General features: G+C 38.7%; 26 protein-coding genes, 1 tRNA gene and 1 pseudogene. 26 read left to right on the top strand and 2 right to left on the bottom strand.

The features are described from left to right. The first annotated feature begins 2 nt into the window (after positions 1 to 2). Genes KI210_RS07980 through KI210_RS07965 form a run of 4 tightly spaced genes read left to right on the top strand, consistent with a single transcriptional unit; the run spans position 3 to position 2,881 of the window. A complete protein-coding gene (locus KI210_RS07980) occupies positions 3 to 635 on the top strand; it encodes an ABC transporter permease (RefSeq protein WP_212781353.1) in 633 nt (210 codons plus the stop codon). Then, positions 628 to 1,395, top strand: a complete 768-nt coding sequence (locus KI210_RS07975; protein ID WP_212781352.1) for an ABC transporter ATP-binding protein — start codon at positions 628 to 630, stop codon at positions 1,393 to 1,395. Before KI210_RS07980 ends, KI210_RS07975 begins: the two co-directional genes overlap by 8 nt. Next, a complete protein-coding gene (locus tag KI210_RS07970; protein WP_212781351.1) occupies positions 1,392 to 2,021 on the top strand; it encodes an ABC transporter permease in 630 nt (209 codons plus the stop codon). Before KI210_RS07975 ends, KI210_RS07970 begins: the two co-directional genes overlap by 4 nt. Next, positions 2,018 to 2,881, top strand: coding sequence for an NmrA family NAD(P)-binding protein (locus KI210_RS07965; protein ID WP_212781350.1), 864 nt, complete (start codon positions 2,018 to 2,020; stop codon positions 2,879 to 2,881). The genes KI210_RS07970 and KI210_RS07965 overlap by 4 nt, the downstream gene beginning before the upstream one ends. A gap of 38 nt (positions 2,882 to 2,919) precedes the next feature. Here the strand turns inward: KI210_RS07965 and KI210_RS07960 are convergent. Then, positions 2,920 to 3,008: transfer RNA gene (locus tag KI210_RS07960), tRNA-Ser, on the bottom strand. 121 nt (positions 3,009 to 3,129) lie between these two features. Between KI210_RS07960 and KI210_RS07955 the strand changes: the two genes are divergently transcribed. From KI210_RS07955 to citX, 20 genes are all read left to right on the top strand, one after another. Then, entirely contained in the window at positions 3,130 to 3,813 is a 684-nt protein-coding gene (locus tag KI210_RS07955) for a M23 family metallopeptidase (RefSeq protein WP_212781349.1), read from the top strand. Positions 3,814 to 3,919: 106 nt separating this feature from the next. After that, positions 3,920 to 5,317: an amino acid permease gene (locus KI210_RS07950; protein WP_212781348.1), complete on the top strand. Its 1,398-nt coding sequence runs from the start codon at positions 3,920 to 3,922 to the stop codon at positions 5,315 to 5,317. A 9-nt stretch (positions 5,318 to 5,326) separates the two neighbouring features. After that, positions 5,327 to 6,283 carry a thymidylate synthase gene (locus tag KI210_RS07945; protein ID WP_212781347.1) on the top strand — a complete coding sequence of 319 codons (957 nt, stop codon included), beginning with the start codon at positions 5,327 to 5,329 and terminating at the stop codon, positions 6,281 to 6,283. Between the two features lie 10 nt (positions 6,284 to 6,293). Next, the gene (locus KI210_RS07940) at positions 6,294 to 6,806 is read left to right on the top strand and encodes a dihydrofolate reductase (protein ID WP_212781346.1); all 513 of its coding nucleotides are present in this window, start codon (positions 6,294 to 6,296) and stop codon (positions 6,804 to 6,806) included. A gap of 336 nt (positions 6,807 to 7,142) precedes the next feature. Beyond that, on the top strand, positions 7,143 to 8,009 hold the full coding sequence (locus KI210_RS07935) for a MetQ/NlpA family ABC transporter substrate-binding protein (RefSeq protein ID WP_212781368.1): 867 nt from the start codon (positions 7,143 to 7,145) through the stop codon (positions 8,007 to 8,009). A 19-nt stretch (positions 8,010 to 8,028) separates the two neighbouring features. Then, complete coding sequence (locus KI210_RS07930) at positions 8,029 to 9,090, top strand: methionine ABC transporter ATP-binding protein (protein ID WP_212781345.1); 1,062 nt, start codon at positions 8,029 to 8,031, stop codon at positions 9,088 to 9,090. Beyond that, positions 9,083 to 9,784, top strand: a complete 702-nt coding sequence (locus tag KI210_RS07925) for a methionine ABC transporter permease (protein WP_212781344.1) — start codon at positions 9,083 to 9,085, stop codon at positions 9,782 to 9,784. The genes KI210_RS07930 and KI210_RS07925 overlap by 8 nt, the downstream gene beginning before the upstream one ends. A gap of 183 nt (positions 9,785 to 9,967) precedes the next feature. Continuing rightward, complete coding sequence (locus tag KI210_RS07920; RefSeq protein ID WP_246487341.1) at positions 9,968 to 10,639, top strand: Firmicu-CTERM sorting domain-containing protein; 672 nt, start codon at positions 9,968 to 9,970, stop codon at positions 10,637 to 10,639. Continuing rightward, a complete protein-coding gene (locus tag KI210_RS07915) occupies positions 10,626 to 12,167 on the top strand; it encodes a TIGR03766 family XrtG-associated glycosyltransferase (protein ID WP_212781342.1) in 1,542 nt (513 codons plus the stop codon). The genes KI210_RS07920 and KI210_RS07915 overlap by 14 nt, the downstream gene beginning before the upstream one ends. Next, complete coding sequence (gene xrtG, locus KI210_RS07910) at positions 12,160 to 12,756, top strand: exosortase XrtG (protein WP_212781341.1); 597 nt, start codon at positions 12,160 to 12,162, stop codon at positions 12,754 to 12,756. The genes KI210_RS07915 and xrtG overlap by 8 nt, the downstream gene beginning before the upstream one ends. Positions 12,757 to 12,762: 6 nt before the next feature. Continuing rightward, entirely contained in the window at positions 12,763 to 13,104 is a 342-nt protein-coding gene (locus KI210_RS09115; protein WP_212781340.1) for a glycosyltransferase, read from the top strand. Continuing rightward, positions 13,092 to 14,096 (top strand): TIGR03111 family XrtG-associated glycosyltransferase, encoded by a 1,005-nt coding sequence (locus KI210_RS07900; RefSeq protein WP_212781339.1) that lies wholly within the window; start codon positions 13,092 to 13,094, stop codon positions 14,094 to 14,096. The genes KI210_RS09115 and KI210_RS07900 overlap by 13 nt, the downstream gene beginning before the upstream one ends. After that, on the top strand, positions 14,077 to 14,451 hold the full coding sequence (locus tag KI210_RS07895; protein ID WP_212781338.1) for a 6-carboxytetrahydropterin synthase: 375 nt from the start codon (positions 14,077 to 14,079) through the stop codon (positions 14,449 to 14,451). The genes KI210_RS07900 and KI210_RS07895 overlap by 20 nt, the downstream gene beginning before the upstream one ends. Before the next feature lie 193 nt (positions 14,452 to 14,644). Continuing rightward, complete coding sequence (locus tag KI210_RS07890) at positions 14,645 to 15,574, top strand: L-lactate dehydrogenase (RefSeq protein WP_212781337.1); 930 nt, start codon at positions 14,645 to 14,647, stop codon at positions 15,572 to 15,574. A 14-nt stretch (positions 15,575 to 15,588) separates the two neighbouring features. Beyond that, positions 15,589 to 16,287: an RraA family protein gene (locus tag KI210_RS07885; protein WP_212781336.1), complete on the top strand. Its 699-nt coding sequence runs from the start codon at positions 15,589 to 15,591 to the stop codon at positions 16,285 to 16,287. A gap of 29 nt (positions 16,288 to 16,316) precedes the next feature. Next, the gene (locus KI210_RS07880; protein WP_212781335.1) at positions 16,317 to 17,783 is read left to right on the top strand and encodes a DASS family sodium-coupled anion symporter; all 1,467 of its coding nucleotides are present in this window, start codon (positions 16,317 to 16,319) and stop codon (positions 17,781 to 17,783) included. A gap of 379 nt (positions 17,784 to 18,162) precedes the next feature. Beyond that, positions 18,163 to 18,456, top strand: coding sequence for a citrate lyase acyl carrier protein (citD, locus tag KI210_RS07875; protein ID WP_212781334.1), 294 nt, complete (start codon positions 18,163 to 18,165; stop codon positions 18,454 to 18,456). Beyond that, entirely contained in the window at positions 18,456 to 19,370 is a 915-nt protein-coding gene (locus tag KI210_RS07870; RefSeq protein ID WP_212781333.1) for an aldolase/citrate lyase family protein, read from the top strand. The genes citD and KI210_RS07870 overlap by 1 nt, the downstream gene beginning before the upstream one ends. Then, on the top strand, positions 19,360 to 20,898 hold the full coding sequence (citF, locus tag KI210_RS07865; RefSeq protein ID WP_281412877.1) for a citrate lyase subunit alpha: 1,539 nt from the start codon (positions 19,360 to 19,362) through the stop codon (positions 20,896 to 20,898). The genes KI210_RS07870 and citF overlap by 11 nt, the downstream gene beginning before the upstream one ends. Before the next feature lies 1 nt (position 20,899). Then, the gene (citX, locus tag KI210_RS07860; protein ID WP_212781332.1) at positions 20,900 to 21,445 is read left to right on the top strand and encodes a citrate lyase holo-[acyl-carrier protein] synthase; all 546 of its coding nucleotides are present in this window, start codon (positions 20,900 to 20,902) and stop codon (positions 21,443 to 21,445) included. A gap of 49 nt (positions 21,446 to 21,494) precedes the next feature. On the opposite strand, the pseudogene KI210_RS07855 reads toward citX, so the two are convergent. Continuing rightward, positions 21,495 to 22,166, bottom strand: a pseudogene (locus KI210_RS07855) (IS3 family transposase); the annotation flags it as partial. Positions 22,167 to 22,665: 499 nt separating this feature from the next. On the opposite strand from KI210_RS07855, the gene KI210_RS07850 reads away from it, so the two are divergent. Together KI210_RS07850 and KI210_RS07845 are read left to right on the top strand one after the other, a co-directional pair. Then, positions 22,666 to 23,511, top strand: coding sequence for a helix-turn-helix domain-containing protein (locus tag KI210_RS07850; protein WP_212781331.1), 846 nt, complete (start codon positions 22,666 to 22,668; stop codon positions 23,509 to 23,511). 768 nt (positions 23,512 to 24,279) lie between these two features. Continuing rightward, positions 24,280 to 25,794: an amino acid adenylation domain-containing protein gene (locus tag KI210_RS07845; protein ID WP_212781330.1), complete on the top strand. Its 1,515-nt coding sequence runs from the start codon at positions 24,280 to 24,282 to the stop codon at positions 25,792 to 25,794. Positions 25,795 to 25,855 lie beyond the last annotated feature (61 nt).

Below are 25,855 nucleotides of genomic sequence, written 5' to 3'. Positions count from 1 at the left end.
ATATGCTTGAACAAATCATCAAATATTTTGAAAACTCTGCAGGAGAATACTGCCTTTATCTAGGTCAACATTTGGAATTATGCTTCATTTCTTTGACAGCAGCAATTCTGATTGGCCTGCCTCTTGGGTATTTAGGTTCTAAAAATGCCTATTTAGCGAAAATCTGCCAAACTTTCAGTCAACTCTTGCGAATTGTTCCTAGTTTAGCTGTGATTTTTATTTTAATTCCAATCATTGGAACGGGGATGTTGCCGGCAATCTTGGCCCTGGTGTTTTTAGGATTAGCTCCAATTGTTACTAATACGATTGTCGGAATTAATGAAATTCCCAATTCGATCAAAGAAGTGGGCCTTTCCTTAGGGATGAACGAATGGCAATTGTTTAAACAAGTAATAGTTCCCTTGGCCCTTCCTTACTGGCTAAACGGTGTGAAATTGGCGCTGATCGAAATATTTGCTAGTGCGACTTTAGCTGCTTATATCGGGGCAGGAGGATTAGGAACGTTAATTTTTACCGGGCTCAGTTTGTATCGCATGGATTATGTTATTGTGGGTGGTTTTAGTGTGGCCCTTATTTCATTTGTTATCATGGTCGGTTTTGACTTATTGATTAGAAAGGTCAAGCAAAATGGTTAATGACATCATTTGTTTTGAACACGTTACGAAAAGTTTTGGAAAAAGAACGATTCTTCAGGATCTTAATTTTTCTGTCAAGCAAGGTGAATTTATTACTGTTCTTGGAACCTCAGGATCAGGCAAAACGACCACTTTAAAAATGATTAATGGTTTAGAAACAGCTGATGGTGGCAGAATCAGCGTCGAAGGCAACAATCTGGCTAATTGTGATTTAGTGAAGCTGCGTCGTCATATTGGGTACGTGATTCAATCGATTGGGCTCTTCCCTCACATGACAATTGCTCAAAATATAAGTGTGACTCCCAAACTATTAAAGTGGGACCAAAAAAGAATTGACCAGACCGTCAACGAACTTTTGACCGAAGTGGGGCTCGATCCCGCCGTCTATCGCGAGCAAATGCCTAACCAGTTATCAGGCGGGCAGCAGCAAAGGGTTGGGGTTGCCAGAGCCTTGGCCACTAATCCACCTATTTTGCTGTTAGATGAGCCGTTTTCGGCTTTAGACGCGATAACGAGACAAAGCTTGCAAAAAGATATCAAAGCCCTACATGAAAAAATGCCTGACAAAACCTTCTTTTTTGTCACTCATGATATTAATGAAGCACTGTATTTGGGTGATCGTGTGATGGTTGTTAATCATGGACAAATTGAGCAATTCGCGTCACCTAAGCAGGTGGTTGATCATCCGGCTAGTGAGTTTGTATCCCAATTGTTAGCTACTGTCAGACAAAATCGGGCGCTTTGGGAGGATTTAAAATGATTGCCTATTGGAATTCCCATTATGTTCAGATGATTCAATTGATGGTCGAGCATGGACAAATGGTGTTAAGCGCGCTATTGATTGCGCTTAGCCTAGCAATCGTCATTGTTTTTTTCTTTGTTCAAAAGAACAATTGGCTTAATGGGTTGACCTATTTCTTTTCCATGCTCTATTCCATCCCTAGCTACGCACTATTTGCTTTGCTGATGCCAATAACTGGGTTAAATAAGACATCGGCAATTATTGTTTTAACTATTTATTGCGAATATATTTTGCTGCGCAGTTTTATTACCGGAATAAAAAATGTCGATCCCCAATATGTTGAAGCTGGCAGAGGTTTAGGGATGACCTCCAGGCAGATATTTTTTAAGGTTCAATTGCCACTAGCCTTGCCCAGCCTTTTCTCGGGGATGCAGCTGGCCTTGGGGTCAACCATGGCGATAGCAACAATAGCCTCAACGATAAGCGCGGGAGGGCTAGGTGATTTGCTGTTTGCAGGATTACAAACTAACAATGTCATTCCGATAATTTGGGGGACAATCTTAGAAGTTGTCTTAGCCTTGTTTTGGATTATGGTATTACAGTTTGCTAAGAATTTGTTAGAAAGCGATGAGGTAAAAAAATGAAGATAGGAGTAACCGGTGCAACTGGGCACCTAGGTAGTCAAGTGGTTAAACAGCTTCTAAAAGAAGCAAGAGATGAACAAATTATTGCTTTAGTTCATAACCCAGACCATGCTACTAGTTTGAAAAAATATGGAATCGAAATAAGGAAGATCGACTATTTGGATAAGGGGAGTTTAAATACTAGTTTTACTGGTTTAGATGTTCTAGTATATATCGCTAGCAAAACCTACTCGCTGCTTGATCGAATTGCAGAACTAGAAAACGTGCTGTCTGCAGTTGAATATGCTGGCATCCCAAATTTGGTTGCGATGAGTTTTATTGCTGATCAAGAAGATAATCCCTTTGTGATGTCGCCTTTTTACGGCTATCTTCCACGCAGATTAGCGGGTACCAAATTAAATTATGCCATCGCTAAGAATAGTTTATATGCGGATCCGCTAATTCCATATTTACCAGAACTTATCGAGCGAGGCGGATTAATTTATCCAGTTGGCTCACAAGCAATGAGTTTTATCACTATTGCCGATTCTGCCGAAGCAATCGCCAAATTAGCATTAAGCCAAGATTTATTGAAAAATCGGAGAAGTTACTTATTAACTCAGACGCGATCATATACCATGTCAGAACTTGGTAAAATAATGTCTAAAGTAACCGGCAAAACGATTGGTTATCATCCAGTTAGCGTTGAAGAATTTGGCAAAATTTATGCCTCAGAAGGCGACGGAAAGGAGCTAGCTTCAATGTATCAAGGCGGAGCAATGGGATACTTGGAAGGACTGAGTGATGACTTTGCTCATCTAACAGGTCATGATCCACAAGGAATGGAAGAGTTTTTAAAAAATAATTATCTGAAGCAATAGAAAAAGGCATCGTACAGCGATGCCCTTTTAATATATGAAGGAGAGTACAGGATTTGAACCTGCGCGCCCAGGATAACTGGGTTCGCCGGATTTCGAGTCCGGTGCATTACCACTCTGCCAACTCTCCACAACGATTTAATTCTACCAATTGCGGGGGCAACAGTAAAGAAAGAATTTTAGTTTTTTTGGTTATTTTGTATAATTAACTCGATAATAAAAGTGTGGAGAAAGAATAATAGAGGTTAGATATGAAAAAAGAAAGTCCCACCAAGTTAGAGTGGTTAGCACTAATTGGGGTTCTTTTGGCAATTTGCGGCGGCCTATTTTATTCCGGCAAGCAGGCTTGGGACAGTGAATTAGCCACAATCAATCAGTCGCAAAAACCTAAAAAAAGCCAAAAAAAGCGGGTAAAAAAGCCGTATCAAGCAACCTGGGGTTGGCCTTTTAAGAAAATCGGCAAAAATGGCCCCAAATATGAAGAAGGACAACAATATGGTAAAACCAAATATCTTCGCAGGTTATATCCCACCAAGTCTTATTGGCATGATGGTTGGGATTTTGGCTTTTCCCAAGTTGGTCAAAATAGCAAAGTCTTGGCCGTTCACGCCGGTCGCGTCCATAAAGTTGGCTATGCTGCCGGAATTGGCTATTACATTTGGGTTATTAGTGATGACGGTTATGTTGAAGTTTACCAAGAAGGATTTGCCGATTTAAGCAGCATTACGGTTAAGAAAGGCCAAAAGGTCAAACTGGGCCAAACTATTGGCTATCTAACAGGCAATCACTTACATCTTGGTATAACAAAGACGAGCAAAGATTATGTTCGCAAAAAAGATGGTGCACCAGACAACCGGGCATATAGCGACAATGGCATTTGGTTAAACCCAGTCAAGGTGATTAAGAACGATTTGAAGAAAGCAGAAAAAAATTAAAGCATCAAACAAGCATCAGTTAGCGCTTGCAAGATGCTTTTTCTATTGCATTGATTGCCCGATTTAAATAGAATAGGAAGCAATTGTGGAAAGGAATAAGTTTCTTATGGATGAAAATCATACTTCGGCCCCTAAACTGAAACGGTCGATGACAGCTGGACAAATGGAGATGATCTCGCTAGGGGGAGCAATCGGAGTCGGTCTATTTATGGGGGCGACCTCAACTATTAAATGGACGGGCCCGTCAGTCTTATTGGCTTATATTTTTGTAGGATTGCTGCTGTATATTGTGATGAGAGCTTTAGGAGAAATGCTCTATGTTAACCCTGGCACGGGATCGTTTGCTGACTATGCAGCTGAATATGTTCATCCGCTAGCAGGCTATTTAGCAGAATGGAGCAATGTCTTTGAATATATCGTTGTTGGGATGAGTGAGGTCGTAGCAGCAACGGAATACTTAAAGTACTGGTGGCCCAACTTGAACCCCTTATGGGTTGGACTAATTATAATTGGATTTTTGTTGCTAGCAAATCTAGCTAGTGCCAGGGCTTATGCTAACTTAGAATTTTGGTTTGCCATGATCAAGGTTATTACTATCATCTTGATGATCATTTTAGGATTGCTGGTTATTTTCTTCGGGATTGGCAATAGCGGCAAACCAACCGGATTTGCCAATTTATGGCAACATGGCGGCTTTTTTACTGGTGGCGTAAAAGGCTTCTTTTTCTCGATGTCGATCATTGTAGGTTCATATGAAGGAATCGAACTATTGGGCATTTCAGCAGGAGAAGTTGCTAATCCCCAAGAAGCGATTGTCAAAAGCGTTAAATCGGTTTTGTTACGGATTTTGATTTTCTATGTTGGGGCCATTTTCGTTATTGTGACTATTTATCCTTGGAATAAACTATCCAGCATTGGTTCTCCCTTTGTAACAACTTTTGCCAAAGTTGGGATCTCGGCAGCAGCTTCAATTATTAACTTTGTCGTTCTAACGGCGGCACTTTCTGGGGCCAATTCGGGCATTTATTCTTCTAGCCGAATGCTGTTTAAATTGGCTCATCAAGGGGATGCTCCAAAAATGTTTGGTCATATCTCTAAAAGGATCGTTCCTGATCGGGCAATCATGGGAATTAGTTCTGGTATTCTAATAGGTTTCTTATTGGATATAGTGGCAGCTAAATTTAATCACTCAATGTCGGATTTATTCGTGATTGTCTTCAGTTCATCCGTACTGCCTGGGATGATTCCCTGGTTTAGTATTTTGCTGGCTGAATTGCGTTTTCGCCGGCATAATCCGCAGATGTTAGAAAATCACCCTTTTAAATTGCCCCTATATCCGTTTTCTAACTATTTTGCCTTTATAATGTTAATTGTGATTGTAATTTTTATGTTTATTAATCCAGACACAAGAATTTCAGTTTCGGTCGGTTTGGCGGTATTGCTTGTCGCAACAGTTGTTTATTTGATTAGATATGATCAAAATGGTAATTTACGCAAAAAATAGGAGGAATTTATGGCTAAGCTTGAAACTCCATATTTAGATTTATTGAAGCAGATCATGACTAGTGGCCATGATAAAAGTGATCGCACAGGAACAGGAACCAGAAGTCTTTTTGGGGCCCAAATGCGGTTTGATTTGGCAAAGGGTTTTCCAATTTTGACAACCAAGAAAGTTCCTTTTGGACTGATAAAAAGTGAATTGCTGTGGTTTTTAAGAGGTGATACGAATATTCGCTTCTTACTTGAACACCACAATCATATCTGGGATGAATGGGCCTTTAAAAATTGGGTAGAAAGTCCAGACTATCAAGGCCCTGATATGACGAATTTTGGTCTGCGCAGTCAAACAGATCCAGCTTTTAAAAAACAATATGATGAGCAGATGGAAATTTTCACTGATAAAATCTTGTCAGATTCTGCTTTCAGTGAGAAGTATGGCAACCTAGGCAACGTCTATGGTGCCCAGTGGCGTCATTGGCGGAAACGTTCGGGAGGAGTCATTGATCAGTTAGGGCAGGTAATTGACCAAATTAATCAAACTCCTGATTCAAGAAGAATGATTGTTACAGCCTGGAATCCTGAGGATGTTCCTACTAGTGCTTTGCCACCATGTCACGTTCTTTATCAATTTTACGTGGCAGATGGCAAATTAAGTTTGCAGCTATATCAAAGATCTGGCGATATGTTTTTGGGAGTACCCTTTAATATTGCAAGTTACTCGCTGCTCTTATCGCTTGTTGCTCGTGAGACTGGCCTCCAAGTAGGAGAATTTGTGCATACTTTAGGGGATGCCCACATCTATCGCAACCACTTCCAGCAGGTACAGGAACAGTTAAGCCGGGAGGTGCTAGATTCGCCGCAGCTTTGGCTTAACCCGGAAAAGCAAAAGATTGATGAATTTGAAATGAAAGATATTAAGTTGCTCGATTATCGCCATGCTGGTGCGATTAAAGCACCCGTAGCGGTTTAAGGAGTAGGATATGCTGACTTTTGTTTGGGCTGAAGATGAATTAGGCAATATTGGCTATCAGGGGCATTTGCCATGGCATTTACCAGCTGATTTGCAGCACTTTAAGGCCGTGACCATGCATAAACCGATGATTATGGGTCGGAAAACCTTTGATTCGTTCCCAGGAATTTTGCCAGGCAGAAAGCATCTGGTTCTAAGTCATGACCCAAGTTTGCAAGATAAATATGATCCGCAGCAAGTTGAAATTGTTACCAGCGTTGATGAATTGCAAGAGATCATTGCTGCTTATGGAGACCAGGAAATTTGTCTTATTGGCGGAAGTGGGGTTTTTGCCTTATTTGTTGATCAGGTTGATCGGTTAGAGAAAACCTTGGTCTATGGTCAATTCCCAGCTGATACTAAGATGGTGCCGATAAATTATGAGAATTTCACTTTAGTAAAAAGAAGCGATTTTAAGGCCGATGCTAAAAATCCTTATGATTATAGTTTTTTGACATATCAAAGAAAAAGCCAGAAAAGTTAAAAAACAGTTGACATACTTAAAAGCTAATGATAAATTAAATTCATCAACAAATAATTTACATCTAGATGAGATGAGTAGTTGTCTAGGAGTTGTTACAGAGAGTCGCCGAATTGGTGAAAGGCGATCAACTCGAGTCAATGAATATGGTCTCGGAATGATGACTGGCAGTGAATGATGAGCTGGCAGCGGAGTTGCATCCGTTATCCTTGCAAACTTTTGATCGAAAGTTACTGAGGCTGTCTGTGTGAACAGGCAGCGAATAAAGGTGGTAAAACGAACACTCGTCCTTTAGCGTTGATACGCGGGGCGAGTGTTTTTTTAATAACTGGAGGAAAAATCATGCAAAGAAAACAAAAACGGACCCTGATCTGGGTTGTGGTAGCAGTAGTAATAGTCGTTGCGGGTTGGTTTAGTTTTGGACCAGGACTCAATTTTGGTTCTTCTAAAAAAGCTCAGGCAACTACAGTTACAGTTGGCGTTGTCGGTGAAACCAAGCAAGATGAAAAAATTTGGGACAGCGTAGCAGAAACTGCTAAAAAGAAATACAATATCAACTTAAAAGTAAAGAACTTTACTGACTACAACCAGCCTAACAAAGCTTTAAAGTCAGGCAGCATCGATCTTAATGCGTTTCAACATTATGCTTTCTTGAATGCTTGGAATAAGTCCAACGGCGGTGGCGTGGTTGCAATTGGCAAAACTTACATTGCCCCAATGAAGCTGTATTCTAAGAAATACAAGAGCGTCAAGAGCATTCCAAATGGTGCGCAAATTGCAGTTCCAAATGATGCTTCTAATGAGTCAAGAGCGCTTTACGTGTTGAAAAATGCTGGCCTAATTCAATTAAAATCTGGCAAGACTTTAGCTACGGTGGCCGACATTACCAAAAATCCAAAGCACTTAAAGATAAAGGAAGTCTCAGCTGAACAGACTGCTAGAGTTTTAGATTCAGTTGACGCATCAATTGTTAACAACGATTATGCAGCAGCAGCTAACTTATCAAGCAAGTACGCTATCTATACTGAACCAGTAAATAAGGATTCAGAACAATGGATCAATGTCATCGCTGCTAAAAAAGGAAATCAGAATAAAAAAGCCTACAAGGATGTTGTAAAAGCATATCAAACTGCAACTACCAAGCGCCTCTACAAGAAATACTATGGTAATAGTCAAATTGCAGCTTGGGATGTCACATTAAAATAAGCGAAAGGTATGAAAAGGCATGAGTATCATTGAACTGAAGAATGTCAGCGTTGAATTTAAACAAAAGAAAAAGCCAACTGTCACAGCCGTCAATCAGGTTTCATTGAAAGTTGAAAAGGGCGATATTTACGGAATTGTTGGTTACTCTGGTGCTGGGAAATCGACAATTGTTCGGACGATCAACCTTTTGCAAAAGCCAACTGCCGGCGATATTAAAGTAAACGGCGTTGATTTCGTCAAAGCTGGCAAACAAGTAATTGATAACAAAAAGCTGCAAGTAGAACGCCGAAAAATTGGCATGATTTTTCAAAACTTTAATTTGCTGAATGAAATTTCGGTATTAGAAAATGTTGCTTTTGCCTTGAAGCATGCAAAACTCTCTGATCAAGAATTAGAGGAAAAATGTCACAAGCTACTGAAACTGGTTGACCTGGATGATAAAGCGGATGCTTATCCAATTCAACTCTCTGGTGGTCAACAGCAGCGGGTAGCAATAGCTCGGGCTTTGGCAAATGATCCCGATATTTTGATCTCGGATGAAGCTACTAGCGCGTTAGACCCACAAAATACGCAACAGATTCTTGACTTGCTAAAACGCTTAAATCGAGAATTAGGCCTAACAGTTGTCTTAATTACTCACGAGATGGAAGCCGTAAAGGCAATTGCTAACAAAGTGGCCGTGATGGAAAATGGTCATTTGCTTGAAAAAGGTTCATTGAAGCAGATCTTTTTGCACCCTCAAGCTGAGTTGACGAAACAATTTGTTGGTGGATCGCTTGAAGCAATGAATGTATTAAACCAACTTAACCTGGGTGGCTTAGGTAAAAATGAAGTAATTTACCAGCTGGTCTATAGCGTAAGCAACGTAACTAAATCAATCATCATTGAACTTTATCGCCAATTAGGGATCGAAGTCAGCATGTTATATGGCAACGTTGAACTTTTAGGTGAAGAACCAATTGGTACTTTGGTGATTTTGGTCAAAGGAGATCAGGCCAAACAAGAAGAAGCGCTGAATTTCTTTGATGAAGCCGGCGTTACCGCAACGAAGATTCAAGGGAGTGAAATTCAAAATGATTAGTTTTTTAAGCAAATATCTGCCTAACGTTGTCCAGCTCGGATGGGGCGGCGATGCTGGTTGGGGAACCAGTATTGTCCAAACTATTTACATGACTTGGTGGTCTGCCAATTTTGGAGGTATTTTGGGACTGATTTTCGGGGTCCTTTTAGTAGTGACCAAGGATGGTGGCATCAATCCTAACAAGTTTTGGTTTAATATTTGTGACAAGCTAGTCTCAATCTTTCGGGCAATTCCTTTCATTATTTTGCTAGCCTTTATTGCACCGTTTACCCAAGCAATTGTTGGTACTCAAATCGGTACTACTGCGGCTTTAGTTCCATTGACTTTAGGAATCTTTCCTTTCTATGCACGCCAAGTTGAAGTGGCTTTAGAAGCAGTCGACAAAGGAAAAGTTGAAGCAGCTCAGAGTTTAGGAGCCACTAATTGGGATATCATCTTTGACGTGTATTTGAGCGAAAGCCGATCTGAATTAGTTAGAGTTTCAACAGTCACTATTATTTCCTTAATTGGCCTTACTGCCATGGCTGGTGCTATTGGGGCCGGCGGATTAGGTAATACAGCCATTTCATACGGATATAACCGTTTTAATAATGACGTCACCCTTGTCGCAACAATTCTGGTTATTATTTTGATTTTCATTGTCCAAGTTGTAGGTGACTACTTTGCCAAGAAATTAAATCACCAACATCGTTAATGTTAAAAATATCAAGCCTGTCCTTGGACGGGCTTTTTATTTTTGAAAAAGACGATCAAGTGTTTATATATCAACACTTGCGTAATTTAATAGGGGTCTTGAAATTGTTGCAGTACGTCGTAAAATAAATAGTAAATATTCGAAAACTCAAATTAAGTTAGGTGTGTGTGATTTATTTTGAAAATGAAAAGATTGCTAGTAGAACTAAGTACCATTTTGGCTTTTCTGCTAATTTTTGCTGTCCAAAATACTATGGCTAGTTCTATCAAAATTGATGGTAAATTTAATGATTGGGAAGATGTGCCCAAGTCGACTTGGACGACTAGTGCAAAGCCAAGTGCTGTAGCGATGATTCATCAAAATGATGGCTTCTATTTCTTAGTTGACATCAACCCAAAGCTTACTAACGGCTATACTACTTATCAACCGGCTGGCTACGTTTTGTCAGTAGGCAAGTGGACCTACTATATTACTTTAAGCGTCAATCCATGGGAACTTCAAACCGGAAAAACTAAGAAGGGTACGGTTAATGTCTGGGGCACCAGCACTAGCGGTGCAACATATTGGAATAGTAGTACCGGAAAACTTGCGGTTACTAGAAAGCGCATGGGAAAGGATAGAACTGATGATGCGTTTGAATGGTATATCCCAGACTCTGCTTTTAAGGATGCCGAACAAGAAGCAACTAGTTCAACCAAATGGACGTTTAATAACCGTAATCTAAACGACGGCTCCGGCATTACTTATCAAGGTGCCAGCACTGGCCCTTATATGCTAGCGGCTGCTGGCTTTGTGCTGGCTGGAGTGGGCTTTTTTGTGCCTAAATATGTGAGAAGACGCCATGAAAAAGCTTGATAAGTTTTTAGATCGGTCAAGCAATTGGCTCAACACCATTTTTACCGGGTTAATCGCCATTTCTTTTTTCTGGGCCTTGCAGTCTAGCAACTGGAATTTTAAGTCTGAAGATACCACAATAGTTAGTGTTTTGCTGATCTTTGGGTTGGTCGCATTATTGCTGGCAGCATATGGTTCGAAGTATTTCGCCAAAATTTGGCGGCTGATTTTTGTAGAACATGCCCGAATAACTATCGCTATTCTTTCTATTTTGCTGCTTGGCTACCAGCTGATGCTGGTTTTCGGTTTACACCCCGCAATCGGCTTTGATGTTGGCCAAGTCCATACAAGTTTAACCAACCCTAATACCACAAATTCACGGGGATATTTCAGTCAAAATTTCAATAATGTGCCAGTTTTGCTGTTTTATCATGCTTTTGCACAGGCAGTCCACTCTACAAGCTGGTTGGCTTTTGATCTTTTGACGCTCGTTTTAGTTGATTTGAGCTGTCTTTTTAATGTACTTACCATGTACTTGATTCACAAGTGGACGGTAAAGTATATTTGCTATTTAGAAATAACCTGGCTCTTTGTATTTCCTTACATTTTGGTCCCATATACTGATACTTTGGTTTTGCCGTTTTCATCTTTTGCCATTTTGGCACTTGCGGTGATCATTCAAGTAAAAAAATGGTATATCCGTTTGCCAATAGCAATCGTCGGTGCCTTTGCCTTAGCTTTTAGCTTTTTAATTAAGCCATCAAGTATTGCGGTACCGGTCGGAATTGCAGTGGCTGGCATTATTTATTTAATGATGATCAAACATGATTATCGTGGCTTAATCACTATCTTGATCAGTTTTGGCATCTTTTTGACGAGTAGTTATGGTTTGCGTGAGCTCTCCCAAAAACAAAATTTTATTCAAGTAAACGAACAGTTGGAAATTCCGGCTGTCCATTTTTTGAGTATGGGAATCAGTGGCAAAGGTGGCTATAATCCACACGATGCTTTAATGATGGCAAAATTGCCTAAGAAGTCCGATAAGGTCGCTTATTCTTGGAAAAAATATCAGCAACGCTTAAAAAGCAAAGGCTTTTTTGGCTATTTGGTATTTCTCTTTAAAAAACAGGGGTGGAATACCGCGGATGGCACTTTTGCGTGGTTGATCGAGGGGCATTTTACCTCAGCCCGTCCGGATCCAAGCAAGCCTTTTTACTTTTTGCAGGAACTACTTTATCCGACAGGAAAAAATTTGCAAGTATTTAGATTGTTAGCCCAAATCTGGTGGATATGTGTTTTGGCAATCTTACTGTTTGGTTATCGGTATGTCCATATTTACTCCATGGGAACCCGACTGGGCTTAGTCGTAGGAATGATTTTCTTGCTGCTGTTTGAAGGTGGACGAAGCCGGTATTTGATTCAGTTTTTACCTGGCTTGTTGATGCTGGCAAGTTTATTGTATCCAACTGCTAAAGAAACAATTTTGGATTTAGTTCATGCTGTTACTTATGGCCCAAATGATCAAAAAAAGGAGCGAAAAAATGCTTGATGGACCGATGATAATAATGATCATAGTTTGGCTTTACGCTCTTTCAGTTGCCAAACGAGCACGGTTTAGGTCGCTTTATTTTTGGATAGGCTGTTTAGGCCTTTTTTTCATCTTGCTCTACGCCTTTAGAACCTATTATGTTTGGTTCTTCTCAGCTCTTTTGACTAATATTGTTGGCTTTTTTGGGCATCTTGGAAACGCCTTTACGACTAGTCCTGTTTATGGACTAATCAATATTGCTTGCCGTAATGGTGGCAACGTTATTTTGCATGTCGACTATGAATGTTCTGGCGTAGTTGAAAAAACCGCCTATATTGCACTTTTAGCCTTTTATCCCTTATATGATCGACACGAAAGAATGGCTTGGATGGCTAAAGGATTAATCTTGATCTTATTGGCTAACAGTTTTCGGCTGCTCTTTATTTGCTTTAATGTATATTGGTTTGGACCAGACTCAATGTTTTTGTTTCATTCAATTATCGGGCGAATTATTTTCTATCTTTGTGTGGTTGCTATCTACTATCAGGTATTTACCAAACCGCAAATACAAAAAGTGCGCCAAGACGATTTTTCTTTTCAAGGGAAGTGATCCAAATTGTTGTTCGATGTGCTAAGTCAGATGGGCTTTTGGCTAGGGTGGTTGATTATACCGGAATTGTTTGAGCTGATTCCGGCATTAGTCGGCTTTGTCCGTAATTATTTTTGGCGAAACCGAAAATTGAATTATGATAGTTACCATCATCCTTGGGTGACAATTATCATTCCAGTTTACAACTCAGCCGAAACATTGGGTCGTTGCTTGTCATCCATTGCTCACTCAACTTACCCCAATCGAAAAATTGAAATTATTTGTGCCAATAATCAGAGCAGTGATGATTCATTAGCGATCTTTTATCAGGTAAAACAGGCTTACCAACCCTGCATATGTCCTGGATAAATACTCCTCAAGGTAAATCTAAGGCCTTGAATTCAGCCATTTATTATGCGACGGGCGAGTACGTGATTAATATTGACAGTGATGGCTATTTGGAGCGACATGCAATTAGCCGGATGGTTAAGAGCTTTATTGCCAATCCAGAAGTGGCGGCAATGACTGGTGCGATTCTAATCGATCGTAAAAAAATGAGCTCAAAATTTGGAAAGCGCTTGTTGCAAACTTGCGAATATTTTGAATATGGTTCAGCGTTTTTGGCTGGACGTACGATTGAATCGGAAGATAATCGCTTATTTACAATGTCTGGTGCTTTTTCCGCTTTTAGAAGAAATATCCTGTTACAAACCAAGCAATACAACTCAAATACGGTAGGCGAAGATACGGAAATGACCTTTCAACTCAAATATCGTATGGGTCTGCGAGTAGCAATGTGTCCAGGTGCGATCTTTTACGCGGAGCCGATTAGTGGCCTTAACGAGTTATACCTGCAGCGTCAAAGATGGCAGCGAGGTGAGATTGAGGTAGTTCATGATTATATGAGCCATAGTATTGCTCTAAGAAAAGTAGTAAGCAACAATGTGGTCTTGCGTTTGATTGTCGATCACACGATCTCGTTTTTAAAATTTACTTGGTTAGTGGCGGTGCTGGCTTTGATTCCGATGGGCTACTCAGTTAAATTCTTGGGCATATCGTACTTACTGATGTATGTGCTTTACCTGTTTGTAGAATTTCTTAATTTTTTGAATGTTTACTTCTACCTAAAAGCTATTCCGGAAGAACGTCGCTTTTATCTTAGACATTTTTACATAATATTTATTATTCCACTTTATAACTTGCTCACCAGCTTTTACCGCATGATCGGAATTTTAAATACCATCACTAGTGATGCAAGTTGGTCAGCTCGCAGTGGTCGGAGCGAAATCAAATCCCTGGTTAATGTTGTTAAGGATGATCTCAATAAGGAGAAAACACGATATGGCAAAAAAGATTTATAGTTATCGTTTCAGCTCATTTATTAATGCTTCTCAACGAATGGAATGGGGCGATCATGTTGGGGAGCGTTATCCTCATACATGGCAAGTGGAGTGTACCGTTGTCAAGAATGATAATGATGAGTTTATGCTATTTAGTGACATTGAAGCCTCAATTGGAACGGTTCTAGACTCTTTTCAGAATACGTATTTGAATGACTTAGCAGAGTTTCAAGGGAAGGTCCCAACTACAGAAAATTTAGCTGAATTATTGTTTAAGCGAATATCAGAGGTACTAAAGGATAAAAACTGCCATCTAAAGAAGATCATGGTGGGCGAATCACCAACTAGACAATTTTCAATTGAAATTAGTGATTAAAGAGCAACTATCTCTAGTTGCTCTTTTTTGCTGGTGTACCATACAAATATGTGAAATTTAAAACATTTAAAATAGTTTACAAATTTCAAATTTATAATTACCTTTTTTCAATATTGAAAATCTGTAAGCGCTTGTAGTATAATTCTTGTGTAAAACAGAACAATTAATATTATTTTGAGAAAGGATCTCGAATATGACTAGAAAAGTTTTTCTTGTAGGTGATGGTTCAGTTGGTTCAACATTTGCCAACGATTTATTGCAAAATTGCAAAGTTGATGAATTGGTAATTTGTGATGTTGTTAAAGAGCGGCCTCAAGGAGATAGTTGGGACTTAGAGGACATCACGCCCGTAACTGGACAAACTAATATTCATCCAGGTGAATATGCTGACGCTAAGGATGCCGATGTAGCGGTAATTACTGCTGGTGTCCCGCGTAAGCCAGGTGAAACTCGGTTAGACTTGGTAAACAAAAATGTTAAGATCTTGACTAGTATTGTAAAACCAATTGTTGATAGTGGTTTTAAAGGGATCTTCGTGGTATCAGCCAATCCGGTTGACATTCTAACGACCTTAACGCAAAAATTATCTGGTTTTCCAAAGAATCGGGTTATCGGAACCGGAACCTCGCTGGATTCAGCTCGCCTGCGAGTAGAACTTAGCAAACGCTTGAATAAGCCAGTTGCCAGTGTAAACTCAATGGTTTTAGGAGAACACGGCGATACTTCATTTGAAAACTTTGACGAATCTACTGTCGATGGCAAACCACTAACCTCTTACAGTGAAATGACCGAGGCTGCTTTAGCTGAAATTGAAACTGCTGTTCGTAAGAAGGGTGGCCAAATCATTTCGCATAAACGGGCAACCTTCTATGGCGTAGCTATGATGTTGACCCAAATTGTCTCAGCTATTTTGGACAACAAGGCCATCTGCTTACCATTATCAGCACCAATTTCAGGCGAATACGGCATTAAGCATGACCTCTACCTTGGCACGCCAGCAGTCGTTGACGGAAGCGGAATTAGCCAAGTAATTGAAACAGAATTATCTGCCGGGGAAAAGGCCAAGATGTTAAACTCAGCTGACAAGATGCAGGAAGTTTTAGCTTCAGTTAAGTTGGACTAAGAGGTGCTTAAGATATGCCAGTAGGAAAAAGAATTTATCTTAAGCGTCAGCTTCCAGATCCTAAGATCGTCGAACAGTATGCTAAATTACCTGCAGCTAATGTTGCTGACTGTATGGAACGTGGCTGTGCGATGCACCCACGAGTTAAATTGCTCTCAAGTCCGACCGGCGAGATGGCAGGTCCAGCATTTACGGTTCACACTAGGGCAGGCGACAATTTAGCAATCTATGCTGCCTTGCGGTTTTGTTCTCCAGGCGACGTTATTGTTATCGCTGATGAAGGCGATGATACCCGCTCTTTAATCGGCGAAGTGATGATGAGTTGGTTAAGAGATGTCAAAAAGATTGCTGGTATCGTGATTGATGGGCCAATTCGTGACATTGATAATCTGTCACAATGGAAATTGCCAATCTATGCTACCAGTACCACTCCTGGTGGACCTTATAAAGAGGGACCAGGCGAGGTCAATGTACCCGTAAGCTGCGGGAATGTGAGCGTAAATCCTGGTGATGTAATTTTAGGTGACGCCGATGGCGTAATTTGTATTCCTCGCCAGGATGCACCGGCTATTTTGCCAAAAGCGCAAAAGTTTCATCAAGCAGATGAAGCTAAAGCAATTAGCTTCAGTAAGGGAACTGCCGATTTATCTTGGGTTGATCAAACCTTAAAGGAAAAGGGTTTTGACATAATTGATGACATCTACCGTCCCTAAGTAGATGTCTAAATGAAAAGAGAAACATTATGAAAAGTTTGGAAAAAGTGAATTATAAAGGCTTTATTTGGCCTTTAGTTATTGGTATAGGTCTAGCACTATGTACGGGAATTAGACCGGCTGGATTAACAGCAAATGCTTGGCTGATGTTTGCTATCTTCGTTGCTACCATTGTGGGCTGCATTACTAAACCCTTGCCGATTGCCGGCGTAACTTTGACTGGCCTGGTGGTGACAGTTTTAGCCGGACTTGCTCCCGTTAAAGATGTCGTTGATGACAAAGGGCTGGTCACTCAGTCTGGTATCTTGAGTGCTTTCAGCAATTCAGCTTCATGGTTGATTGCGATGGCCTTCATTATGGCCTATGGAATTAGCAAGACGGGACTAGGAAAAAGAATTGCCTACCATTTAATTAAGTTATTTGGTAAGCGCTCAATTGGGATTGGTTATGCAATCACTGGTCTTGAACTTGTTTTAGGTGCCTTGATTCCTTCAAACAGTGCTCGGACTGGCGGGGTAGTTTGGCCGATTGTACAGTCAATTTCAGAATCATACGATTCTAAGCCAGATGAAAAGAGTCGGAAAAAGATTGGTTCATTCTTAGTCTTTGTAGCTTTCCACGCTAATATTCTATCAACGGCACTCTTTGTAACGGGTGCTGCGCCTAACATGGTTGCTCAGCAAATGGCAGCCCAAAAGGGATATTCAATTTCTTGGATTAGTTGGTTCTTAGCTGCCGTTGTACCTGTTGCAGTGTTAGCAGTAATTGTGCCATACATCATTTACAAGATGTATCCGCCTGAAATAAAGGAAACTCCAAATGCAGGGACTTGGGCTGATAGTGAATTGAAGAAGATGGGGACGATGTCGGTTCCTGAAAAGATCATGGCAGCCGTCTTCGTTATGTCGATTGTGATGTGGGTTTTATCAGGTTTCTTTGATATTCCACAATTAAATGCCACATTTATTGCCTTCCTAGCCGTTGTAATTCTCTTGATTTGCGGCGTCTTAAATGTTAAAGATCTGCTCGGGGTGAGTGGTGCTTGGAACATTTTGATTTGGCTATCAGTTCTGGTCTTTATGGCTGGTAAATTATCAACCTTTGGTTTCATAACTTGGTTTAGCGCATCGATTGCTAATAGCTTAAAGAATATTAACTGGTTCTTAATCTTGGTAATTTTAGTCCTCTTAATGTTCTACAGTCACTATTTCTTTGCTAGCGGAACTGCTCATATGACTGCTTTATATTTGCCATTTTTGTCAGTTGCAGTTGCTGCCGGTGCTCCTTTAAAAATGGCAGCCATGATGTTGGCTTTGACCGGTGCTGTAATGGCCTCAACGACCCACTATGCTAATGGTCCTGCTTCTGTCTTAGCCTCAACTGGTTATGTCAAGCAAGGCGAATGGTGGAAGATGAACTTTGTTCTTGGCTTGGTCTACTTAGCTGTAGTAATCGGAGTCGGTTCAGTTTGGTTCAGAATCATTGGTTTAGGTTAAAACAAAAATATGCTCGCTTCGGCGGGCTTATTTTTTTGTCTTAAATGTGACAATTTACACAAGTTAATTTTCAAAAGGCTGCTTTTTAAATATTGTAAGCGATTTAAAACTTTTAAAATTTAAAAAATATAGTCTAAAATTGAAAAATATAAAAATTAGGACTATACTATAGATGTTGCGAAAGCTGTTTCATACCGCACAAAGAAATTTGAGGTCCAGTACCCTCATTGAAAACGCAAAAGCATTTGAGGCAACTTCGTCTTTTCTGAAATTCATTAAAGATAAAATTATGATGCAAGTGGTATCCTGATTTTTTGACTGTGATGGACTTTAGGAGCAATGAAAAGTTTTGAAATAGATCCAGAAGGGATGGCTAGAAATGGAAGTAAAGACAACTGGTGTCGCCGGGACGCTTGAATCATCAGACATCCAAATTACGATTTCCAAAAATGCAAGCGGAATTGTAATTGATTTAGAGTCTGAAGTGAAAAAAGCCTATGGTGATCAAATCGAATCTGTCATTAAGGACACCTTGACTAAATATGGTTTAGCTAACTGCAAGGTAAAGGCAGTTGATAAAGGGGCGCTTGATTGTGTTATCAAGGCTAGAACTCTTGCTGCTGCCCAAAGAGCTACTGAAACCAGCGATAAGCCTGATTTGGAGGTGCTGTAATGACTTACGTAAAGAATCGCTTACGTCGAACGATGATGTTCGTTCCTGGCAATAACCCAGCTATGATTAAAGATGCCGGTATCTACGGTGCTGATTCGATTATGTTGGATTTGGAAGACTCAGTTTCTTTGACTGAAAAAGATGCTGCTCGGATGCTTGTTTATGAAGCTATTAAAACTGTTGATTTTGGTGGTGCTGAAGTAGTAGTTCGGGTTAATGGACAAGACACGCCGTTTTATGATGAAGATGTCCGGGCTATGGTTAAAGCTGGTGTGGATGTAATTCGTTTGCCAAAGACTGAATCGGCTGCCATGATTCAAAAGCTTGTTAAAGACATGGAAGCAGCTGAAACTGAATTTGGGATCGAAAAAGGCTCCATCGGTGTGATGGCAGCTATTGAAAGTGCTCAAGGGGTTCTGCACGCACCAGAAATTGCTGCAAGTACGCCATTAATGATGGGATTGGCAGTGTCAGGTGAAGACTACACGGCAGATATGCATACTCACCGTTATCCTGATGGCGAAGAATTAAGATTTGCCCGCAACATGGTGTTGAACTCTGCCCGGGCTGCAGGCGTATATGCTTTTGATACCGTATTTTCAAATATGAAAGATACCGAAGGCTTCTACCGGGAAACCAATTACATCCATGAATTAGGTTTTGATGGCAAGTCACTGGTTAACCCACGGCAAATTCCAATGGTTAATGAAGTCTTCAAACCAACCAAGGCCGAAATTGCCCAAGCCAAGAATGTCCAAAATGCCATTCGCGAAGCTAAAGCTAAAGGCAGCGGGGTAATCTCCCTAAACGGCAAGATGGTTGATAAGCCAGTAGTAGAAAAAGCTGAACGGGTACTTGCAACCGCAAAAGCTTCAAATTTGATTGATGAGGAGGGCAACTACCTTGGAGAATAAAGTAGGACGTATTTTACCAGATGATTTGATGGCTAAAATGAATTTAAAGCCGTATGAGTCAGATGAAATTGGTCACCCAGAAGTACAACGGGTTGCGCCTAAAGTTAGAGTTACCGCAGGTGAAAATAAGGTCGTTAGCTCACTTGAAGAAGTCATCAAAAATAATTTGAAAGATGGTATGACAATTTCTTTCCACCACCATTTTAGAAATGGTGACTTTGCTTTTAATCAAGTTATGGATAAGATTATCGAACTTGGTTATCACGATTTGACTTTGGCACCATCATCCCTAACTGGAGTTATGAATGATAAAGTGATTGAGGCTATTAAGAAGGGCGTCATCACCAATATTACTAGCTCAGGGATGCGTGGTTCATTGGGTGACTTTGTATCACACGGTGGTTTGAAGAACCCGGTTATTTTCCGCTCGCATGGTAATCGTGCTCGTTCAATTGAAGAGGGCGAAATTAAAATTGATATCGCCTTCTTGGGCGTACCAGTTTCAGACCCAGCAGGTAATGCCAATGGTCAAGATGGCGATGCTGTTTTTGGATCGCTGGGATATGCTTTGATGGATGCTAAATATGCTGACAAAGTGGTCTTATTAACGGATAACATTGTCGACTATCCAAACACTCCGGCCTCAATCCAACAAGATCAAGTCGATTATGTGGTCAAAGTTGATAAAATTGGTGATCCTGATAAGATTGGCTCAGGAGCAACTCGGTTTACTAAGGATCCAAAGGAATTGCTGATTGCGCAAACTGTTAACAAGGTGATTGTTAACTCGCCATACTTTAAGCAAGGCTTCAGTTTCCAAACGGGCTCTGGTGGTGCTGCCTTAGCTGTTACTCGTTACCTCCGTCAATCAATGCTTGATGCAGGGATTACTGCTTCCTTTGCTTTAGGTGGTATTACGAAACCAACAACGGATTTGCTGGCTGAAGGGTTAGTAAAGAAAGTCATGGACGTGCAAGACTTTGATAAGGGTGCCGCACTTTCGATGGCTCAAAATAAAGATCAGCAAGAAATTGATGCTTCTTGGTATGCCGATCCGCACAACAAGGGGGCAGTAGTTAATAACTTGGACGTTGCAATCTTGTCAGCCCTCCAAATTGATACTGATTTCAACGTCAATGTCATGACTGGTTCAGATGGTGTGATCAGAGGCGCCATTGGTGGTCACCAAGATGCTGCCAAAGCCAAGATGACAATTATTACCGCACCTCTTGTCCGTGGCCGTAATGCGACAATTGTTCCAGCCGTAGAAACAGTTGTTACTCCTGGTTCATCTATTGATGTTGTGGTAACCGAACGCGGAATCGCAATTAATCCTAAACGGCAAGATTTGCTTGATGCCTTCAGTCATGTGCCGGGTCTTAAGATTTTGCCAATTGCCGAATTGCAAAAGTTGGCTGAAAAGCAAGTGGGCAAACCTAAGAAACTAGAATATACAGATAGAACTGTTGCTTTAATTCAATATCGTGATGGCACAATTATTGATACGATTAAGCAGGTAAAGGATTAAGATGAAACTTTTTGATCAAGGGATTCCTGTAGATATCATGACGGTCCTCAATGGCAGGGACAAACGAGCCAATTTTCAAGAAAAGTTGCTTCAGCTTTATCCCAACCAAACCATCATTGGAGCTAAGTTAAATATTGCTGGTCCGATCAAAAATAATAGTCGGATTAGTCAATTTTTTCAGACTCAAATGGCAGTATTTGAAAGTCTTTTAGCAGAAAACGCCCTAACATTTGAGCGAAAAGGAGATTGGTCAGATGCTGTAACAGGGCCGGAATACTTTTATGTCGTTGATCAAGATCCTTTGACAGTAAAAAAACTGGCGGTAAAATTTGAAGAAGCCTTTCCCGCCAGACGATTATTCGATATCGATGTCCATTATCTGGAGAATAATCAAGAGCGCGCTGTTTCAAGAACAGAACTTGGTTTGGCTCGGCGCAAATGTCTAATTTGCGGACGAGATGCCAAAACCTGCGGGCGAGCGAGACGTCATCAGGTTGCCGAGTTAGAGCAGCGTACTGCAGAGTTGATTAACAACACACTTTCATAAAAACCAAAAACCAGCTGAAATTTGAACTGAGACCAAAAAATTGGACAGTTTAAAACGCAGGGTGCTTAAAGGCTTGATTCCGATATTCTTTCGGAGTCAGGCCTTTTAGTCTGCTCTTTATCCTTTCGTTGTTATAGTATTTGATATATTCCTCAATTGCTTCTCTAAGTTCTTGAAGGTTATGGTACTTATATTCTTGATCATAGAACATTTCAGTTTTAAGCAAACCAAAGAAGTTTTCCATTAAGCCATCATCTAAAGAATTGCCTTTGCGTGACATACTTTGAGTAATGCCATGCAGTTTAAGAGCGCGTTGATAGACCGGACTCTGATACTGACAGCCTTGATCAGTATGAAAAATACAGTTGTTGAGTGCCTTCTCCTTAGATAAGGCCTTATTAAGCATAGACATTACCATGTTCAGTGTAGGGTGTTCAGAGATAGCATAGGACACAATATAATTACCACAACCGTCCAAAATAGGTGATAAATACAGCTTCTTGTCACTTAAATGAAATTCGGTAATATCTGTATACCACTTCATATTAGGCAAGGGAGCGAAGAACTTGCGCTTAATATAATTAGGCGCTATTTTGCCTATTGTTCCTCTATAACTAGAATATTTACGCTTATTGCGTCTGATTCCCTTAAGATCAAGCTTATGCATCCAGTAACGAACTGTTTTCTCAGTCACTTTCCAGCCCTCTTTGATTAGCTGCAGTTGGCGGTTGGATATTTTATGTCCATAAAAAGCAATACGACAAATTTTACAGCCAAGAAGAGGAAGAATACAAAATTTGGTAGCACTCTAACAACAAAGTATGACTAAAGATATAAAGTAGTTCTAAAATTCTAGAATGATATAGTGCTAATACTAGTTAGCGTAAAAATAATATCCCATAAAATTAAATTCAAAAAATCCAATTACGTATCATATTAAGTAAATAGATTAAAAATGCAAATTATTAGATTAATTAGGCGACCTGATTTATCTTTGAATCGTTTTTGTTGATCATGATAAATATAATTAGTCAATACTTGCTTTAAGTACAATAAAAAACTGCAATACTATAAGTCTTAAAACTGTATATATTTTAAATATTATAGAGGTATATAGAAGATATAGAGGAAAAAGATTTAATTTTATCAATGTTCGGTGGTATACTCAAATTCAATAAATTTTATTGATATTTAAAAATATGGTTTGTGAGGTTAATATTTTGAAAATAGGAGAAGCTTTACGAAAAATTCGTACAGATTTAGGATTATCGCAAGCTAAAATGTGTGAGGGCATAGTGCAAAGACCATTTTATTCTTTAGTAGAAAGTGGAAAAAGTGGTATTGGTGCTGAAAGCCTAATCATGATCTTAGTTTCACATAAGATAGATATAAATTATTTTTATAATTTGGTTTATAAAAGCTATATGTCAAAGGAGGAAAAGATAAATGAAGAATTACAGGAAGAAATGGAATATGCCGTACATTCAAAAAATTCTAGTTTATTAGAATATGAATGTAATAAGATCCTATCTCTTTCGGATAATACGATATTAAAAATTAGAACTATTGTTACGAGAGCTTATTTTGAAGGAAAACTAGGGGAAATTGATGAAAGTGTTAAAAAAAGAATCTGTATGGAATTTGATAAAGAAGAAAAATGGATAGATAAGCCAGAATATATTCGATTGTTAGCTAATACAATGCCGATATTAGAAATTGACATGATAGATTCTTTAATAATTCACTTGCTTAGATCAATTGATAAAAAAGAATTTATTTCAGAGCTTATGACAGAGAGATATTTACGAATTCTTGAAAATTATTTGGTGACTTGTTTTGATAGAGATGTTTATTTAAAAGAAAAATATTCTACACATATTTATAACGTAATTAAATATGTACTGAATGCCAGTGAATCTTTTCATTTCATTATTTACAAGTTACACGCACGTTATATGTATGCGCTTTTTCAAAATGATGAAGAGGAAAGACAAGATATAGTAAGATTTTTGAAAAAGTATGGATATGGAAATGTTATAAAGAGTTGGCCAAAAGTTGAATTGTAATAAATAGATTACAAAAAAGAATGTATTGGAGCAAGTTATGTTACATTATGCGTATCATAATAAAGAAAGAAGGGAGAATAAAAGACCTAGTGGGAATTACCTGTTATCCTTGGCAAAAAATTTAAATTATTTCCTGAAAGAAAAGTTTAAAGTGATATGTGAAAAGCCATTATTCTGAAAAAAAGAGCAATGTACGCAAACATTATGACCCTATGTTCTATATCATCGAGCATTTAATGAAAAGGTTCCTTTAATTACAAAATTTATAAATGCACAAAAATCATATATAAATTCAATAAATATGATTTATTATGAAAATATTTCTAAACAGACTACTGGTACAGAATACCATGATATTTCTGATTTAGATGGTGGTGGGTGCATATATGATAATGTACCCAATTGTATAAGTGTGCTTGATAGAAAATTCGATTCTCCTATAGTCTTTAATAGTGTGATTAAGGAAGCTAAAAATGGCATTACTACAAAAGCTAAAATCAATCTTCTCATTAATAATATTAATTGTGATTTAAAATGAGCTGCCAAAGTCAAGAAGATGAAAAAAGTATCATTATTAAAACTAATAAGAGTCATTATTTGTTTGACTTACTAAGTGGATACTTATTTGGAAAATATTCTTTATATAATGAATATGAGAATTAACTTGATAATTATCCATTTTTAGATAATTCATCAAAAAGGACTAGTTACAGAATATTAAAGGTGTTAGATAGGACAAATTCAATTAAGTAAAGGATGTCAACAGCAATGAATGTTTTAAAAGTGTTAAAAGAAAATGTAGAAAAAAATCCAGCAAAAATAGCAATTTATGATGATAGATATTCTTTTACTTATCAAGAAGTTGATGCTATATCTAATGAAATAGCTAATCGAATTGTAGAATTTACTTCAGAAGCTGATGTTGTTACTTTAGATCTTAAGCACTCATATTTGATTATCTTTGCTATTTTAGGCGTGCTTAAAGCAGGTTGTACTTATGTTCCACTTGCTAAGAATAACAGTAGTAAGCGAAATGAATATATTAAAAAAGTTACAAACAGTGTCTTAACGATAAGTGATGATAACAACATGTCTGGTCGTGTAATTAAATTATCAGATTTAGATATAGGCATGATGCTAGCAAATAATAGCAAATTAACTAAAAAAAGAGCATTTCCTAAAAATCCATATATTTTGTTTACATCAGGTAGTACCGGAAAACCTAAAGGGGTAAAAATCACTGACAGCAATCTTGATTACATTTTAAATAATATGCAAAAGCTTTGTCCGGGAACATCTGATAGTGTTTATTGCTTAACAACACCATATACTTTTGATGTATCAGTTACTGAGATTTTTGGCTGGATTATTGCCAATGCAGCAGTATTTACTTTTGATATAAATAATTTTCATGCATATCCAACTTTATTAAAAAAGATAGATCAATATCATATATCACATTTTGGTGCTTCACCATCTTTATTCAATACTTTACTAGATATTAGTAAGGAAAAAGATATCGAAAATATTAGTAAAAATATTAGGTATATAATTCTTGCTGGTGAAGAACTACCTGTGAAATTAGTTAAAAGGTGGCAAGCGCTTAATATAGATAGCAAATTATATAATTTTTACGGACCAACTGAAGCCACTGTATATGCAACTTATTATAGAATTCCTAGAAATTTCAATGCATTAAGTGTACCTATTGGGAAACCATTGCCCCATGCTACGATTAATATAGAGGATCCTGATGAAAATGGTAAGGGAGAGTTAGTTGTTTTGGGAGATGGGGTTACTGCTGGATATATTAATAATGATAAGTTAGACAAGCTCAATTTTGGAACCAATTATCGGGGCCAACGTTTTTATAGAACCGGAGATATTGTTCGGTTGGATACTGATGGAAATTTGATTTTTTATGGGAGAAAAGATGACCAAATTGAATTAAATGGAATTCGGGTTGAGTTAGGAGAAATTAATCATTATGTATCTCAGCTAAGTGGCATCAATGAAAGTAAAACTATGCTGATTGATAAGACTTTAGTAACATTTTTTACTAGTAAAGCAACTAATATGCATTTAGACTCAGAATATTTTCGAAAAAAACTTAAATCAGAAATGCCTCTATATATGGTACCAAAAGTATTTATTAGGTTAGATACTTTCCCGCTTAATGGCAGTAATAAAGTTGACAAAAATAAACTAGAAGATACTTTTAAAAAATATAAAAATAAAAAAGCCGTAAATTGCAATAATAAATTGAACATTTATACTGCTTGATAGATATGATCTAATTCTTTCTCAAAGATTTCATCTGGAGTATGATATGCCAAGATCTTTC

The organism is Lactobacillus corticis, from assembly GCF_018327645.1.
In the GTDB taxonomy this organism is placed as follows: Bacteria; Bacillota; Bacilli; order Lactobacillales; family Lactobacillaceae; genus Lactobacillus; species Lactobacillus corticis.
The sequence above is the reverse complement of the archived record's forward strand: the minus strand, read 5'-3'. Positions and strand labels throughout refer to the sequence as shown.